The sequence below is a fragment of the Brevibacillus sp. AF8 genome (genome assembly GCF_021270385.1).
In the GTDB taxonomy this organism is placed as follows: Bacteria; Bacillota; Bacilli; order Brevibacillales; family Brevibacillaceae; genus Brevibacillus.
This window is the reverse complement of sequence record NZ_JAGQDN010000004.1, coordinates 16,654-33,189: the sequence shown is the minus strand read 5'-3', so window position 1 is coordinate 33,189 and position 16,536 is coordinate 16,654. Positions and strand designations below refer to the sequence as shown.

General features: G+C 47.4%; 14 protein-coding genes. 12 read left to right on the top strand and 2 right to left on the bottom strand.

Features of this window, described 5'->3' with window-relative positions; genetic code table 11:
• Positions 1-14 precede the first annotated feature (14 nt).
• Together KB186_RS08160 and KB186_RS08155 are read left to right on the top strand one after the other, a co-directional pair.
• Entirely contained in the window at positions 15-647 is a 633-nt protein-coding gene (locus tag KB186_RS08160) for a sterol desaturase family protein (protein ID WP_232773377.1), read from the top strand.
• A 469-nt stretch (positions 648-1,116) separates the two neighbouring features.
• The gene (locus tag KB186_RS08155) at positions 1,117-2,721 is read left to right on the top strand and encodes a glutathione ABC transporter substrate-binding protein (RefSeq protein ID WP_232773376.1); all 1,605 of its coding nucleotides are present in this window, start codon (positions 1,117-1,119) and stop codon (positions 2,719-2,721) included.
• A 68-nt stretch (positions 2,722-2,789) separates the two neighbouring features.
• Here KB186_RS08155 and KB186_RS08150 read toward each other — a convergent pair whose 3' ends face one another.
• On the bottom strand, positions 2,790-3,209 hold the full coding sequence (locus tag KB186_RS08150; protein WP_232773375.1) for a hypothetical protein: 420 nt from the start codon (positions 3,207-3,209) through the stop codon (positions 2,790-2,792).
• Between the two features lie 339 nt (positions 3,210-3,548).
• Here KB186_RS08150 and KB186_RS08145 point away from each other — a divergent pair, with 339 nt between their 5' ends.
• The 10 genes from KB186_RS08145 to KB186_RS08100 all read left to right on the top strand — a co-directional run bounded on the left by KB186_RS08145 (position 3,549) and on the right by KB186_RS08100 (position 16,189).
• Entirely contained in the window at positions 3,549-5,135 is a 1,587-nt protein-coding gene (locus KB186_RS08145; protein ID WP_232773374.1) for a glutathione ABC transporter substrate-binding protein, read from the top strand.
• Positions 5,136-5,235: 100 nt separating this feature from the next.
• The gene (locus KB186_RS08140) at positions 5,236-6,807 is read left to right on the top strand and encodes a glutathione ABC transporter substrate-binding protein (RefSeq protein WP_232773373.1); all 1,572 of its coding nucleotides are present in this window, start codon (positions 5,236-5,238) and stop codon (positions 6,805-6,807) included.
• Between the two features lie 37 nt (positions 6,808-6,844).
• The gene (locus KB186_RS08135; RefSeq protein ID WP_173608680.1) at positions 6,845-8,065 is read left to right on the top strand and encodes an amidohydrolase family protein; all 1,221 of its coding nucleotides are present in this window, start codon (positions 6,845-6,847) and stop codon (positions 8,063-8,065) included.
• A 735-nt stretch (positions 8,066-8,800) separates the two neighbouring features.
• On the top strand, positions 8,801-10,375 hold the full coding sequence (locus KB186_RS08130; protein ID WP_173608678.1) for a glutathione ABC transporter substrate-binding protein: 1,575 nt from the start codon (positions 8,801-8,803) through the stop codon (positions 10,373-10,375).
• A 127-nt stretch (positions 10,376-10,502) separates the two neighbouring features.
• Positions 10,503-11,138 (top strand): NUDIX hydrolase, encoded by a 636-nt coding sequence (locus KB186_RS08125; protein ID WP_232773372.1) that lies wholly within the window; start codon positions 10,503-10,505, stop codon positions 11,136-11,138.
• A gap of 139 nt (positions 11,139-11,277) precedes the next feature.
• Positions 11,278-12,714 (top strand): MDR family MFS transporter, encoded by a 1,437-nt coding sequence (locus KB186_RS08120; protein WP_173608676.1) that lies wholly within the window; start codon positions 11,278-11,280, stop codon positions 12,712-12,714.
• Positions 12,715-12,861: 147 nt separating this feature from the next.
• Entirely contained in the window at positions 12,862-14,112 is a 1,251-nt protein-coding gene (locus KB186_RS08115; RefSeq protein WP_221867718.1) for a GNAT family N-acetyltransferase, read from the top strand.
• 89 nt (positions 14,113-14,201) lie between these two features.
• Positions 14,202-14,375 (top strand): hypothetical protein, encoded by a 174-nt coding sequence (locus KB186_RS08110; RefSeq protein WP_007728597.1) that lies wholly within the window; start codon positions 14,202-14,204, stop codon positions 14,373-14,375.
• A 78-nt stretch (positions 14,376-14,453) separates the two neighbouring features.
• Positions 14,454-14,930, top strand: a complete 477-nt coding sequence (locus tag KB186_RS08105) for a PilZ domain-containing protein (protein WP_173608674.1) — start codon at positions 14,454-14,456, stop codon at positions 14,928-14,930.
• Positions 14,931-15,046: 116 nt separating this feature from the next.
• Complete coding sequence (locus KB186_RS08100; protein ID WP_173608673.1) at positions 15,047-16,189, top strand: DUF2087 domain-containing protein; 1,143 nt, start codon at positions 15,047-15,049, stop codon at positions 16,187-16,189.
• Here the strand turns inward: KB186_RS08100 and KB186_RS08095 are convergent.
• Positions 16,186-16,503 carry a hypothetical protein gene (locus KB186_RS08095; protein ID WP_232773371.1) on the bottom strand — a complete coding sequence of 106 codons (318 nt, stop codon included), beginning with the start codon at positions 16,501-16,503 and terminating at the stop codon, positions 16,186-16,188. The two genes, KB186_RS08100 and KB186_RS08095, sit on opposite strands and share 4 nt — an antisense overlap.
• Between the last annotated feature and the right edge of the window lie 33 nt (positions 16,504-16,536).

The following is a 16,536-nucleotide window of genomic DNA, read 5'->3' as shown; positions in this document are numbered from 1 at the left end:
AGGAGGGCGTTCTGATGAAGGCAAAGTTTCTGAAGGAATTCTTTACGTTTCCGGATATCCTCATCATGAGCATTCTATTCCTGATTAGTTTGACTTTCACTCTTTCTGAATGGTACGTGTTGAAAACATGGGTGGCACTCGTGGCTGGGATGATTGGATATGCGGCAAGTGAATACTTGATTCATCGATTTCTCTTTCACCTCAAACCGCCTCGAAATCCATTTTTTCTCCAAATGTTAAAGCGTTTACATTATGATCATCACGCCGATCCGAACAACTTGCACCTGCTATTCTTGCCCGTTTGGTACAGCTTGCCGCTCATTGCAGGAACCGGAGCCATTTGTTATCTGCTTACTTCCGACATGACTGCGTCCAATGCCTTTGTTACAGGCGTGATTGGATTTCTGCTATTTTACGAATGGATGCATTATATCGCTCATCGTCCGGTTCAACCCATATCTCCATGGGGGCGTTGGATGAAAAAGCTCCATCTATGGCATCACTTCAAAAATGAACATTATTGGTATGGTGTTACCAGCCCGGTTTTTGACGTCATGCTGGGGACTTACAAGAATGAACAGGATGTCGAGAAAAGTTCAACCGTGAGAGATCTGGAAAGACGGTGGGACAAAGATGTTGAAGTGTAATTGGTCTTTCATGCACGGCCATCTCTTTTTGAGGGATGGTTTTTTCTTTAGATTTAAAAGCTACCGATAAACGCCAAAGCTGGTGAGAAGAAAAAGCACAGGGCTCGCAGACCTTGACAACGCCTACCCAGTCGGAACTTCAAAAAGGAGACAACGCTTGTCGAACACTTCTTCCTCGAGAAACTTCCCCCCGTAGGGTGGCTTTGGCTCGACGGTCCCTTTTTGAAGTGGAGACGTCCAGTGATTCCCCCTTGCTAGCGTGTCAGTGTCGAAGAGAACTGTGCTTTTTCTTTTCCTCCACTATGGTAGGTAGCTCCAATAGAGTTATTTTGAACATTCAAAAACGACATAGTAAAGAAAATGAAAAGAAAGGTAAAGATAATGAAAAGATTAATAGTAAGAAAATTAGTAATATTTAGTCATGCTATTTTCTTTTCATTCTATCATCCAGAACAAGGGGGCATTCACAGTGAAGAAGAAGCACATGCTAGGATCCATTCTCGCCCTGTCTGTCTTGGTTTCCACAGTCTTGGCAGGCTGTGGGGGCAGTCAGACATCCAGTGGGACGAATTCCGCGTCCAACTCCAATCAAGCTTCGTCTAGCCCCGCTTCTTCATCGGCCGCAGCAGGTGGAGGCGGTACCTTGATTATTGCGCGCTTGTCCGATGCGAATAATTTGGACCCGCATTTCAGTACCCAGATTAATTCCATGGCAGTGACGCAGCACAAGATCTATGAAGGTCTGGTCATGTTGGATCGGAATAGCGAGTACAAACCTCTTTTGGCAAAGGAATGGAAACAAAAGGATGATGTCACCTGGGAGTTCACACTGCGTGACGGTGTTACCTTCCACGATGGGGAGCCTTTTCATGCAGAAGCGGTGAAAAAGACGATCGACCGCATTTTGGACAAAGACAATCCGACTCCCAAAGCAAACATGTTTGGCATGATTAAAGAGGTGAAGGTCATTGACCCGCTGAAGGTAGAGATTATTTTACATTATCCGTTCGCAGGGCTCTTGTCCGTACTGGCGAGTGCCGAGGGTGGCATCATTAGTCCAAAGGCGATTAAGGAATTCGGCAAAGAGTTGTCCAAGAAACCAGTTGGGACGGGACCATTCACCTTTGAATCATGGACGCCTGGACAAGAAATCGTCTTGGTGAAAAACGAGAAGTATTGGGGCAACCAACCGAAACTGGAAAAAGTCGTTTTCAAGACCATTCCTGAGGATGCGACACGTGTAGCCATGGTGGAGACAGGTGAAGCTCATGTCGCAGAACAGCTACCGGTCACTGAACTGGAAAGGGTACAGAACTCGCAGAGCATGTCTTTAGGCCGGTTTGAATCATTCGCGGTTGACCATATCGGGATGAACGTCAAGCAGAAGCCTTTTGACGATGTTCGCGTCCGTCAGGCCATTGCCCATGCGATCGATAAGGAAGCGATTATTAAAGGGGTTTATAACAATGTCGGAAAGGTAGCCATTTCGTCATTAGGGCCAAAAGTCATCGGCTACAGCCCGAATATTAAAACGCCGGAATACGATTTGAACAAAGCGAAGCAATTGCTCACTGAGGCAGGCTACGCCAACGGATTCAAGGCAACCATCTATCTCAATGACAACAAGGCACGGATCAATGTGGCAGAAGTGCTGCAATCCCAGCTGAAGGGAATCGGCATCGACTTGCAGATTCAAGTGATGGAATTCGGAGCGTATCTGGAATTGGCGGCAAAAGGGGAAGCGCAAATGTTCATTAGTGGCTGGGGCAATGCCACTGGAGATGCAGATTACAACCAGTACAACCTCTTCCACAGCACGTCAGCAGGTGTGCCAGGCAACCATTCCTTCTACAATAATCCAAAAGTCGATGCGCTGATTGAAGCGGGTCGTAAGGAAAAAGATCCAGAAAAGCGCAAGGAAATCTACGCAGAGGCGCAGCAAATCGAGATGGAGGAGGTGCCGTTGCTGCCATTCCGCAGCAGTGAAAACCTCGCAGCCATTGCAAAGAATGTACAAGGTGTGTACATCAGTCCATCAGGGTACATTGATGTGAGCCAAGTCACGATTCAATAGCAGGAGCTAGAGACCTTCTCCACCAAATGGAGAGGGTCTTTTTTTAGTAGATAAGAATTTATAAAAATTCATATCGACATGGAAGACTTTTGCTCTTTGGGTACGAAGGCTTCACCAAAAATCTTGACGAAGCCAGTATTGTGGCTGCGGTGGGAAGAAGAACATTTCCAGTCTAGGCTCCAGGCTCCGTCCTGCTGGGGGCTAAGACTGTCCGCTCCGAAGGGATTTGCGGGGAAACGCAAAAGTGGTAGCCGCTTCGTCGCGCGGGCACGGTTGCGTTTCTTTTGCCCGCAAATCCCTTCTCCGCTTGGTAGGACTCCACAAGTCGCTACGTCTGGAAATATTCTTCTCTGGCGTAACTGATGATCTTCTTCAATCTTTAATTGTTTAAAAACCCGTTTAAGCACGGAAAGCTCGTAGAGGAAACAGGAGAAATAAGCGAAGATCTTAGGGACACCGACCGAGACGGAATGCAAAAAGCGAAACACGCTCTTAAGCGTCCACCTCTGATACACATCCTTGAAGATACCACTTTGGACGCGGTTTCGCTTTTTGCATGGAGTCGTGCAGTCAATCCCCCAAGGGGTGGCCCTAGAATCTGAGCGTTTTTTCCTGTTTCCTCCCCACCACTACAGCAACATATACTCCAAGTCTATTTTTATTGCATGATTCGCATAAAAGTAGAAAAAGTGAAAAAAAGAGTAAAGAAAGTGAAAATACAAGTAAAGAGAGTGAAAATACAATGCCAGAATAGTGGGTAAAATGAAATATGCGCGAATGGTCAAAATATTCAAGTACATCTGGCGCAAAAAGAGGGGGATCACTACATGAAAAAGACGCGCTTTTTCCAGACGCTGCTTGCCATGACCGTTGCGGTTTCTACTGCGTTGGCAGGCTGCTCACAAGCACCTGAAGCAGGAGGGAGTACCAATTCTTCGGGGCAAACCAACTCTTCAACACCTGCTGGCAAAGAAGGCGGGACACTCGTCATCGCCCGCTTGTCTGATGCGAACAACCTCGACCCACATTTTCTAACGCAAATCAATTCCGCCGCCATCATTCATCACAAGGTATACGAGGGTCTTGTTCGGATGGACAAAGAAAGCAAATATGTAGGTTCACTCGCTTCTGAATGGAAGCAGCTCGATGATGTGACATGGGAATTCAAGCTTCGCTCTGGTGTGACATTCCACGATGGCACGCCATTCAATGCGGAAGCTGTGAAAAAGACGATTGCACGTGTTCAAGACCCGGCTGTAGGCTCTAACCGCGCTAATTTGTTTGAAGCCATCAAAGAAGTAAAGGTCGTGGACGATACAACGGTTCAATTCATCCTGCACTATCCATACGCACCGCTCCTGTCCGTGCTCGCCAGTGCAGAGGGAGGAATTTTGTCACCAAAAGCGATTGAACAGTATGGAAAAGAATTGACCAAGCATCCAACGGGAACAGGGCCTTATAAATTCGAATCATGGACACCTGGTCAAGAAGTCGTCCTGGTGAAAAATGATAGCTATTGGGGCGATAAACCGAAGCTGGACAAAGTCGTCTTCAAGACCGTTCCAGAGGATACGACCAGACTTGCGATGGTCGAGACAGGAGAAGCGAATGTAGCTGAGCAGTTGCCAGTGACAGAAGTCGATCGGGTGAAAAATTCTCCGAGTATGACACTTGGTCGTTACCCTGCTTTCGCTAGCGATCATATCGGGATTAACAACTCGAAGAAGCCATTCGATGATGTACGCGTTCGTCAAGCAATTGCACATGCGATTGATAAGAAAACCATCATTCAAGGGGTGTACAACGATGTAGGGACGGTCGCTCATTCCTCCATTACCCCGTCTATGGTTGGTTACAGCCCGAATGTAAAAGACTTGCCTTACGATCTGGAAAAATCCAAAAAGTTGTTGGCGGAAGCTGGATACGCGAACGGCTTCAAAGCAACGATTTACTTAAATGATAACAAGGCACGAGTAAGCCTGGCAGAGGTGCTGCAGCAACAGCTGAAACAAATCAATATCGATTTGGAAGTGAAAGTGCTAGAGTTCGGTGCTTATATTGAAGCAGCCAACAAAGGCGAAACGGAATTGTTCCTCAGCGGTTGGGGAAATGCCACAGGCGATGCAGACTACAACCAATACAATCTGTTCCACACGAAGTCGCAAGGGGCAGCCGGTAACCATGCTTTCTACAGCAATCCGGAAGTGGACAAGCTGATCGATGAGGGCCGCAAAGAGAAAGACGAAGAAAAACGGAAGCAAATCTATGAAAAAGCACAGCAAATCGAAATGGACGAAGCGGCAATGGTACCGTACCGCTTCTCAGAAAACCTCGCAGCGATTCAAAAAGGCGTAGAAGGAGTTTGGATCAGTCCAGCAGGACACATTGAGATCGATGCTGTAACTTTGCCATAATTTCAGCAAAAAGTGCTTTATGATCAGCATAGCTTCGCCCATTGGGAACGAGCTATGCTGATTGATTATACAAGGAAAGATTAAAATGGGGGCGTGTCTAGTGAAAAAACAAAAGAGGCTAGGTTCAATGCTGGCAGGTATCCTGAGCGTTGGCCTCGTGCTTACAGGCTGTTCATCGGGTACAGAGCAAGGTACGGCAGGGGCTCCGACTGCGAAGGAAGCTCCGGCAACAGATCAGACGCTGGTGATTGCACGGCAGTCTGACGCAAACAATCTAGATCCGCACTTTATTTCAGCGATCAATGCAGCGAGTGTGGTCCATCACAAAGTGTACGAGGGTCTTGTCCAGCGAGATGATAACATGGCGTTCAAGCCGATGCTAGCCACGGAATGGAAGCAGTTGGACGATGTCACCTGGGAGTTCAAGCTGCGTCAGGGGGTCAACTTCCACGATGGTACGCCGTTTAACGCCGAAGCGGTGAAAGCAACATTCGCACGCGTCCTCGATGAAAAGGTCGCCTCTCCACGTGCGTCTCAGTTTAAGATGCTTTCGGAAATAAAAGTAGTGGATGATTACACCGTGCAATTCAAGCTAGCCTACCCGTATTCCCCATTGCTGTCGATCCTCGCCAACCACGAAGGAAGCATCATCAGTCCAAAAGCAATAGAGCAATACGGCAAGGACCTGAGCAAACATCCCGTCGGCACAGGGCCGTTCGTATTTGAATCGTGGACACCTGGCCAAGAGATCGTACTCGTGAAAAATGACAACTACTGGGGAGAGAGGGTGAAATTCAAGAAGGCTGTCTTCAAAGTCGTACCAGAGGACACGACGCGCGTAGCCATGGTAGAGACGGGAGAGGCGCACATCGCTGAACCATTGCCGGTGACAGAAATTGACCGCGTCAGTAATTCCCCTCAAATGAGTTTGTACCGGACAGAGGGCTTGGGGACAGATTTTATCGGGTTCAATACCAAGAAAAAACCGTTTGACGACATCCGTGTTCGCCAGGCGATCAACTATGCGATTGAGACTGATGCGATCATCAAAGGTGTGTACAACGATGTAGGAACGAAAGCGAATTCCGCAATGAGTCCGAAGGTTCTTGGATACGATGGGGCGTTAAAAGGATACGAGTTTGATCCGAACAAGGCCAAGGCCCTGTTGAAAGAAGCGGGCTATCCGGACGGCTTCAAGACAACCCTGTGGACAGGCGATCGCAAGGAACGGATTAATGCTGCGGAAGTAATTCAGTCCCAGTTAAAGGGAATCGGCATTGAAGTAGAGGTGAAAGTACTTGAGTATGGAGCCTATTTGGATGCAGAAGACAACGGTGAAACAGAGCTGTTCATCAGCGGATGGGGCAATGCCACTGGAGACGCTGACTATAACCAGTACAATCTGTTCCACTCCAGTTCTTTGGGCAAAGGCGGTAACACAACGTTCTACGTGAATAAAGAAGTGGACAAGTTCATCGAAGAGGGGCGTCGCGAGCAGGATACGGAAAAACGAAAGCAAATCTATGCAAAGGCGTTGGAGATTGAAAAGCAAGAAGCACCAATCGTCCCGATCCGCAATCTTGAACATGTCGCTGCAATCAGCAAAAACATCAAAGGCTTCTGGATCAGCCCTTCAGGGTATATGATGATCAACGGCATTACGATTGAATAGCGCAAACATTTAGAGAGAAAAGGATGGGAGACGGAGCATGAAAGAAAGCCTATGGATCAAAAATGCGAGTCTGGAATGTGGTTATTCAGAGACGAATGGCATCGTGACGGGCACAAAGACGGATCTTTTCCACGTCTTGCTCACGGACGGTCGCGTTGAGAAAATCGTACCTGCTTTGTCAGATATACCTGATGGGGTTTCTGTGTGGGATGCACAAGGCCTACTGATGCTGCCTTCTTTCCGGGAAATGCACATTCATTTGGACAAAACATTTTATGGAGGTCCGTGGCAAGCTGTTCTTCCTGCTCCCAATCGTTTTTTTCGAATCGAGCAAGAGCAGGAACTGTTGCCTCACCAACTTCCCGTCGCCCGTGAGCGTGCAGAAAAGCTGTTGGAGTTAGTGCAATCGCACGGCGCTACTCACGTGCGGACGCATTGCAACATTGACCCGGTCATTGGGTTGAAAAATCTGGAAGCCACATTGGAAGCATTGGCAACTTACCGTGAAAAACTTTCCTGGGAAATTGTCGCGTTTCCCCAACATGGCTTGTTGCGCAGTGATTCTGTTTCCCTCGTTCGTGAGGCAATGAAGCATGGAGCTGGCCTCGTAGGTGGTGTCGATCCTGCCACATTTGACGATGATATCGAGAAATCACTTGATACGATGATGGACATAGCGGTGGAAGCGAATGCGGATGTGGACATTCACTTGCACGAGCCTGGTCATTTGGGCGTTTATATTATGAAAAAATTGGCTGTGATGACAAAGGATGCGGGTTGGCAAGGTCGAGTCACTGTCAGCCATGCTTACGGGCTAGGAGAGGTACCGACTGCTGTGGCAGAAGAGGTCGCGGAGCTTTTCGCCGAGCAGCAAATCGTTATCATGTCGGCTGTTCCTATTGATATGCCGACCATCCCGATTCCGTTGCTTCATGCCAAAGGCGTCCATGTTGGTTTGGGCAATGACAACATTACTGATCATTGGGACCCATTTGGAACCGGAGATATGCTGCAAAAAGCAAACCGTCTGGCTGAACGGTTTCGTTGGATCGATGAGCGATCTCTATCGCGTGCGCTGGGATTCGTTACAGGTGGCGTGACTCCACTGGATCAAGCTGGCAATCAGGTTTGGCCGAAAGTCGGAGATGAGGCAAATGCGGTTTTCGTCTGTGCCAAATGCTCCGCCGAGGCTGTGGCTAGACAATCTCCGAAGGAAGCGGTGGTTTTCTCGGGCAAGATGGTTTGGCAGAAACAATAAAGAGTAGGAAATACGATCCGATCTTCTTAAGAAGGTCGGATTTTTTTGTTTGTTTAAAAGTGTCTGTAGTGGGGAAGAAGTGCATTTCCAGTCTACGCTTCGGCCTCCGCCCCGCAAGGGGGATTGACTGTCCGCTTCGGAATAAATGGCGGGAGCGCTTCAAACGTAGACAGTTTCGAAGAAGTATCTCATGAATGAAGCTGAAATTCCCCGCCATTTATTCCTACGCTGAGATGGGCTCCAGAGGCGCTTGGACTGGAAATGCACTTCTTCCGGCGTAGCTTTTGTAAGTATTTCGAAAGCCGTCTCAAGATGAGAAAAGATTGCTTCGTGACCATACTGACTTTCATTTCAAATCTATTCATTGGAACATATCAGCCAAGTACAACGATGAAATACCTTCTAAAATTTTCCATTATCACCTATCAAACAGATCGAAAAATAGACAAAAGCAACGTCAAAGAAGCGTGTTTCCAGTCATAGCGCCTCCGGAGCGGACAGTCCTCACCCTTTGCGTGGTGTAGGCCGAAGCGAAGACTGGAAACACGCTTCTCCACCGAAGCTACGGTATCAAGTGTATTTTCGTACTTTTTCATCTGCGTGAAATTAAATAAAAGTAAAAATATTATAAATTGATGTAAAGATGCTGAAAGGTTCGGTTGAAAATCTACCGTATAATGCAAATAAGAAATACATTCAGAATTTTCGACAGTATTCTACAGGGGGTAGACACAAATGAAGAAAACACGCATGGTCGGTTCCTTGTTGGCTCTGACATTGACGGTTAGTGTTGCGTTGACTGGATGTGGTGGTGCGAGCTCCGAGCAATCCGGTTCGACGAATAATACTACTGCAGAGGCTCCGAAAGAAGGGGGAACCCTGATTGTAGCCCGCAAAGCAGACGCCAACAATTTGGACCCGCATTTCATCTCCAATATTCCTTCGGCAAACTATGTGTACGGAAAAGTCTATGAGAGCTTGGTTTCTCGCGATAAAAACGGCGAGTACAAGCCTACACTCGCTACTGAATGGAAACAGCTCGATGACTTGACATGGGAGTTTAAGCTCCGTGAGGGCGTTACGTTCCACGATGGTACACCTTTTACAGCAGACGCTGTGAAAAAGACGTTCGAACGTGTACTCGATCCAAAGGTTGCATCACCGCGTGCATCCAACTTTTCCATGATCAAAGAAATCAAGATCGTGGATGACAAGACTGTACATTTCGTGCTGGAGTATCCGTTTGCACCGCTGCTCTCCATCTTGGCTAGCTCAGAAGGAAGCATCATCAGCCCGAAAGCGATCGCCGAGCATTCCGATACATTGGCGAAGCAGCCTGTGGGAACCGGTCCTTTCAAATTTACATCGTGGGCACCGGGTCAAGATATGAAGCTCACGAAAAATGATACCTACTGGGGTGAAAAACCAAAGGTAGATGAAGTATTGTATAAGGTCGTTCCAGAAGATACGACCCGTGTAGCCATGATTGAAGCAGGCGAAGCGCACATTGGCGACCAGCTTCCTGTAACGGAAGTAGAGCGTGCACAGGCATCTCCTGGGATGAACATGGTGCGTGCAGAAGGCTTGGGTGTGGATTATATCGGCTTTAACGTACAGAAGAAGCCATTTGATGATGTACGTGTACGTCAAGCTGTCGCGCATGCTATCGAAAAGCAAGCCATTGTACAAGGAGTATACAACAATGTAGGAACACAAGCTGTTTCCTCTATGTCGCCAAAAGTAATCGGCTTCAACCCGAATCTCCAGGATTACTCGTATGATGTCAATGCAGCAAAAGCACTGCTCGCAGAAGCAGGTTACCCGAACGGCTTCAAGACGTCCATTGTGACAGATGATCGTAAAGAGCGCATGAACGTAGCTGAAGTCATCCAGTCACAGTTGAAAGGCATCGGCATTGATTTGGAGATCAAAGTAATGGAATACGGTGCCTACCTGGAGCACACAGACAATGGTGAGCATGCGATGTTCATCGGGGGTTGGGGCAATGCAACAGGGGATGGTGACTACAACCAGTACAATGTTTTCCACAGCACATCGAAAGGCAGCGCAGGTAACATGGCGTTCTACAACAATCCAGAGGTAGACAAGCTGATTGAAGAAGGACGTCGCGAAAAAGATCCGCAAAAACGCAATGAAATTTATGCAAAGCTGCAAGAAATCGAGCTGAAGGAAGTACCGATCCTTCCAATCCGCACGATTGACCATGTGGCGGTTACATCCAAGAATGTAAATGGCTTCTGGCTGAGCCCAGTTGGCTACTTGATGCTGGATGAAGTATCGATCAACTAACGATGATAGAAGGGATGGCGTTTGTCGCTGTCCCTTCTTTCGTCAATAGAAAGGAATTCAAGCTCTGGACCGGGAATGTAACTTGGGGAAGAGAAATGCTCAAGAGACAAGTCATGGGGTGGAAAACATGCAGGAAGAGCAGCTAGACATATTTGATGAAGCAGGGCGGCACATCGGGGTAGAAGCGCGTAGCGAAGTACATCGGTTGGGGCTGTGGCACCAAACCTTTCACTGCTGGATTTATCGCGTAGTAAATGACCAGATCGAAATGTTGTTCCAAAAAAGACATCCACAAAAGGATACTTGTCCGGATCTGCTCGACATTACCTCTGCCGGTCATCTTCTCGCTTCAGAACAGCCATGTGACGGCGTGCGGGAATTGGAGGAGGAGTTGGGCTTGTCCGTGAGCTTTGAGGAATTGGACAAGCTAGGCGTGATTCGTGATGTAATGGTTGCCCCCTCCATTATTGATAAGGAAATGTGCCATACATTTTTGTATGAATGCGATCAACCCTTACGCGAGTATCGTGTACAAGAAGAAGAAGTCACAGGGCTGTTTTGGGTCAGTCTGCATGAGCTAGAGCGGTTGTTTGCGGGCGAGATCGGGCAGATGACGGTGAATGGATTTTTGCTAACGGAAAATGGTGAACCTAAAGATACAACGATGATTGCGGCCAAAGCTGACTTTGTACCACATGAAGTGCATTATTACCAGAAGGTGTTTGCAGCAGTGAAACAACGCTCAGCCAATCGAATGCCCTGATCGGAAAAACAATGCCTCGCTTGTTATTTGACAAGACGAGGTTTTTCGTTAGTGGAGAAAGATGGTTCTCTCATGTGATATACTAAACAATGCTTTTTCACTGCTCGCGATCACGCATACATAGAGAGAGGAGATCGAGATGAGACTTCAGATTATGATTGCCCTAATGCTCTCGACATTCCTTGCTGCGATGGAAGGAACCATTGTGAGTACAGCAGTACCGCGCATTACGAGCGATTTGGCAGGCTTTGAACAGGTGAGCTGGGTATACGCCATCTACATGCTTGCCACTGCCGTATCTGCCCCCATTTACGGCAAGCTGGCTGATTTATTTGGCCGAAAAAACGTATTGTTAATCGGAATCGGCATCTTTTTGCTAGGTTCTACGCTCTGTGGAGTAGCGACTTCGATGTGGCAGCTCATTGTTTTTCGTGCCATTCAAGGCTTGGGTGCAGGTTCAGTCATGCCCATTACGATGACCATTATCGGTGACTTGTACACGGAGCAGACTGCCAGAGCAAAAGCCCAGGGCTGGATTAGTGCTGTATGGGGACTTTCCGGTGTGGCAGGTCCGTTGGTCGGAGGGTTTTTGGTCGATACACTGACGTGGCGTTATATCTTTTTTCTTAACTTGCCTTTTGGACTTGTATCGTTTTTCATGCTCATCTTTTTGTACAAGGAAAAGCTTGCCGTCAAAGAAAAGCGCCATATCGATTATCCGGGCGCGCTTATTTTTTCGGTCGGAACCATCGCCTTGTTGTATGCCTTGTTAACAGGCAGCCAGAATCAATCCTGGACCAGTCCAGTGACGATTTCCTTGATCGTATTTGCTTTGGTGACCTATTTGGTGTTTGTATCGGTGGAGAAGAAATCGCCTGAGCCGCTGATTCCGCTTTCGCTTTTTACTAATCGAAATGTAACCATGATCAATCTGCTGACGCTCTTGACCAATGGAATTGTAATCAGCATGGTGGTGTACTTGCCGATCTGGAGCCAGGGAGTCTTGGGAGAAAGTGCGACGATGGCTGGCTTTGTCCTGACACCGATGCCGGTTTGCTGGACGATCGGCTCTATCCTTGCCGGGAACTTGTTAGGAAAGCTGCGAGCGGAACAGTTGTTTATCGCGGGGACAGCCGTTCTGACGGTAGCGACAACGTTGTTGAGCTTCCTTTCCGCTCACTCAGCGGGATACCTCATTTATGTGGCTGTGGGCTCAATTGGTTTGGGAATGGGACTCATTTCCCCGATCGTTATGGTAAAAATTCAATCGTCTGTTGCAGTCGACAAGAGGGGAACTGCCATTGCCCTCAATACATTCACGGGTACATTTAGCCAAACCTTCGGGGCTGCTGTATTCGGAATGTTGTTCAACATGGTAACTGTAGCAAGTGGTCATACGAATTTAGGGGCCTCGTTTGAACACGGATCGGTCCCTGTGGCACAACTGGCACAAATCCGGGACTTATTGGCTAGTGGTGTTCATGTGGTCTTCACAGGCACCTTAGTGCTTGCGATAGGCAGCTTTATTCTGACGCTTTTGATCGCAAAAGGGAATCGAGTCAAGCAGACACACTAATTCGAAGACGTCCGCCAAGTGCGGGCGTTTTTTTAATATTTGGTTACAGTTTTCCAAAAAATACAAACTTCGTATTGCCAGCGGTTACATTCATCGATACTATTTTCCTAGATGCCCAATTTCTTGCAGACAGGAGTGCATGAGACGATGGAGGAGATTCGCCCGGTTTCAATTGACGATATCGATGAGGTCGTTAGGATTGCAGCGATGAGCTACCCTGGAAGCAATCTTCTGGGTACAGAGAGCAGACAGCGTTTTGCGGACCGTGTAAAAGAAACGATCGAAAACGACCCACACGTCAGCTACCACGGCTGCTATCGGGATGGACGACTAGTGGGAATTATGAAATGGTACGATTTCCCTATGAATGTTCACGGTACACCGCTCTTGACTGGCGGGATTGGGCTGGTCGCCGTAGACCTTTTGCATAAAAAGGAAAAGGTCGCCATGTCGATGCTACAAGGTTTTCTTTCCAGCTACCGGGAACGGGGAATTTCGCTGGTCTCTCTCTATCCGTTTCGTGTTGATTTTTACAAGCAAATGGGGTTTGGAATAGGAACCAAGGTTCACCAATACAAATTCAAACCGTCTAGCCTGCCGTTTGTAGGAAAGGACAAAATCGTTTATATAGGAAAAGAGGACAAAGAAGAACTGTCTGCTTGCTATCATCGCATCGCCCGTCAAACCCATGGTATGATCAAGCGAACAGACCGAGAGTGGGACAGACTCCTCGATGTCCCTGAAATGATTGTTGTCGGCTACAAAAAGGAAGGGAGATTAGGCGGCTATCTCGCTTTCCAGTTCCAGAGCGCTCATGAAAAAAATAAACTCGTCAACAACATAGAAGTAAGAGAGCTTCAATATGAGAGCCGCGAAGCATTTGCCCAACTGCTCTCTTTCCTGCGGAGTCAGGCCGATCAGATTCAACGGATCGAGTTCACGACACCGGACGAAGATTTTCACTTGTTGCTCTCTGATCCGGGCAATGGAACGGATTCGCTGTTGTGGAGCATTTATCATGAGAGCCATGTATCAGGAGTCGGTCTGATGTATCGGATCATTGATGTGCCAGGATTTTTCCGTCAGCTGTCCCACCACCGTTTTGGTTCGGAAACAGTGAATGTAAAGCTGACGATCCGCGATTCGTTCCTGCCCGAGAATGAAGGAACATGGCTCATCAAGTTTGTCGATGGACGTCCGGAAGTAGGAGAGGCAGCGGAGTCAGACGTTTCGGTGCAGCTCGATATTGCCGATTTTTCTTCACTCGTGATGGGGGTAGTAACTGTCCGCAAGCTGTATCAATACGGCCAGTTAGAGCTGGATACTCCAGAGAAGCTTCCCATTTTGGATAGGCTGTTTGCAGTTTCCGAGAAGCCGAGAAGTGTGACAACCTTCTAAAAAGAAGATTCGTCACGTTTTTGACACATTTGGTTATCTTATTTTGCTTCCTCCCATATGTTGTTAGTAAATGGGAGGAGGCAGGTTTTATGATCTTTTTAACACTCGTTATCTTTTTTGCGTTTCTTTTGATTGTTTGGGTGGTCGTTAGGCTCCTCTTCCGGCTGGAAAAGCATGATTCCATCACACATGATGAGAGGGAATTATGGAATCGCTTTCAGGTGAAAGAGCAGGAGATCAAATACCGAAAGCCCAAAAAATAAAAAGAAAGGCGCCAAAGTGACAGGCGCTCTTTCTTTTGCGTGTTACCCCACTATGAAAAGAGAAAGAAGGAGAAAACAATGCCGGGTAGATCAGAGGGGCATCAACGTGAATTTTTTCGCTTACGACTAGAATACGCCCTCTGTGCAGACATGACTATTGTGCTGGTCAAAGGGAAGACCATGGAGATTGGGAGCACGCAGGTTTTGATCGAGGATATTGGGGCAGGTGGACTTCGTTTTCTCTCTCATCTCAAAATGCCAGCAAATGACCAGCTCGTTCTGCAGTTTGCGACGGAATTGTGCGGACAGGCTCTGAAAATGTACGGCCACGTAGTTCGCACGATTCCGTGGGAAACGGACTATTACGAATACGCTGTGCGGTTTACGATGGAAGAGGAACAACATCTGGAGATTAATCGCTTGGTAAACCGACTGGCGATCCGCTATCGGCAGAAACGTACAGCAACAGAAGGACGTTTCTTTAAAGGTGATCGCCAGGCATTTTTAAAAGAGTTGGCCCAAGCAAGTCTTTCGATGCGAGCCAGTGAAGCATAGACAATAAGGCTTTCTGTTGTGCGAATACACGACGGAGAGCTTTTTTGTTTGACATAATATAAACGCGGTGATAAGTTATCTATAATAAGTCAAACGAATAAAGGTTGTGTTTATAGATGAGTCTTCATGAAGCATTTTGGAGCGCTTCTCTTCAAGAATGGAAGCAAGGTTACATCGAACAAGATGAACATTTCATGTGTTTGCTCTGTGGGGAACAGGTGGAGAAAGGAATCATTTATCCGGTGGAGGGTGTCCTGTACGAAGCGTCCCGCTTTATGCGCCATCATATCGAGGTTGCGCACGGTTCTGTCTTTACCCACCTGAGCCAGTTGGATAAACGATTGACGGGCTTGTCTGATCATCAAGTTAATTTGCTTCGCCTTTTTTACCAAGGAAAGACAGACGCCGAGGTTCAATCTGAAATGGGGATCGGAAGTGCATCGACGATCCGTAATCACCGCTTTGCACTCAAGGAAAAAGAACGTCAGGCCAAGGTATTTCTGGTCATGATGGAATTATTGCATGAAGCGGATAAAAATCAATCGTCCAATGATGCCAAATCAAGCAAGCAAAAGAACACCTCGAAAGATGGCGATGCCGCTGAGTATGTCGCGATCGTAAAGAAATTTCTGCCAAATGGATTATCAGGTCGATTAGAGCGCTTCCCGCGCAAGCAAAAGCATAAACTCATCCTACTCGAAGAGATTTCTAAAAAATTTGAGCTTGATCGTTTCTACACCGAGCGGGAAGTGAATGAGATTTTGGAAGGTCTCTATGACGATTATGTGACCTTGCGGAGATATTTAGTCGATGTGGGTTTGATGGATAGACAGGCGGACGGCAGTCAATATTGGCGGATCGCTGTGGAAAATGAAGGAGAGGAGCGGGGGGCGCAGCAGATGAATCGCAAGCAAGAGCTCAAGCAGATGTACAAGGAAGTAGAAACCGATGCAGGCGTTTATCAAATAAAAAACAAGCAAAATGACAAAGTCTTCATCGCCAGAACGAATAACCTAAAAACGATCAACGGTAGAAAGTTCATGCTTCAGCATGGCTCGCATCCGAATCGTGAACTGCAAAAAGACTGGGATAAATACGGTTCGGACGCTTTCGAAATCGAAGTGCTAGAGAAGGTTGAAAAGAAAGACCATCCGTATTTTGATCTGAAGGATGCCCTGGAAAAACTCGAAGATAAGTGGATGAAAAAGCTGGCGCCATATGGTGATCGAGGCTATCACGTGCAAAAGGATCCGTCCTAGTCTCGTCCATCACCCAGCATGCGGAAGCGCTCCAAGTGATCCCACAGACCTTCCTTTTGCAAGATCTGGATTTGCTTTTCGCCAAGTAAATCAAAATGCGGGAAGGGTGCACGGTTATGAATGTAGACGGGATCGAGTCCGTTGGCAAGGCACCAGTCTGTCAGTAACGAATAATTGGCACAGCCTACTTTTGTAACGGTTTTGATGTCAGGAAACCGTGGGTCTAGCCAATAATGCGTGAGAAATGCCAATTCGCCTCGACTAACGGCTTGCTTCCAACGGTTCAGTTCGTCTCGTGTTATCCCAAATGCCACTCTACCTCATCCTTTACAAAGCGGTCGTGTTTC

What these genes read in the sequence shown, in the direction of transcription:
- KB186_RS08160 (WP_232773377.1), top strand. Translation starts at nt 15, where the DNA reads ATGAAGGCAAAGTTTCTGAAGGAATTCTTTACGTTTCCGGATATCCTC.
- KB186_RS08145 (WP_232773374.1), top strand. Translation starts at nt 3,549, where the DNA reads ATGAAAAAGACGCGCTTTTTCCAGACGCTGCTTGCCATGACCGTTGCG.
- KB186_RS08135 (WP_173608680.1), top strand. Translation starts at nt 6,845, where the DNA reads ATGAAAGAAAGCCTATGGATCAAAAATGCGAGTCTGGAATGTGGTTAT.
- KB186_RS08130 (WP_173608678.1), top strand. Translation starts at nt 8,801, where the DNA reads ATGAAGAAAACACGCATGGTCGGTTCCTTGTTGGCTCTGACATTGACG.
- KB186_RS08125 (WP_232773372.1), top strand. Translation starts at nt 10,503, where the DNA reads ATGCAGGAAGAGCAGCTAGACATATTTGATGAAGCAGGGCGGCACATC.
- KB186_RS08120 (WP_173608676.1), top strand. Translation starts at nt 11,278, where the DNA reads ATGAGACTTCAGATTATGATTGCCCTAATGCTCTCGACATTCCTTGCT.
- KB186_RS08115 (WP_221867718.1), top strand. Translation starts at nt 12,862, where the DNA reads ATGGAGGAGATTCGCCCGGTTTCAATTGACGATATCGATGAGGTCGTT.
- KB186_RS08110 (WP_007728597.1), top strand. Translation starts at nt 14,202, where the DNA reads ATGATCTTTTTAACACTCGTTATCTTTTTTGCGTTTCTTTTGATTGTT.
- KB186_RS08105 (WP_173608674.1), top strand. Translation starts at nt 14,454, where the DNA reads ATGCCGGGTAGATCAGAGGGGCATCAACGTGAATTTTTTCGCTTACGA.
- KB186_RS08100 (WP_173608673.1), top strand. Translation starts at nt 15,047, where the DNA reads ATGAGTCTTCATGAAGCATTTTGGAGCGCTTCTCTTCAAGAATGGAAG.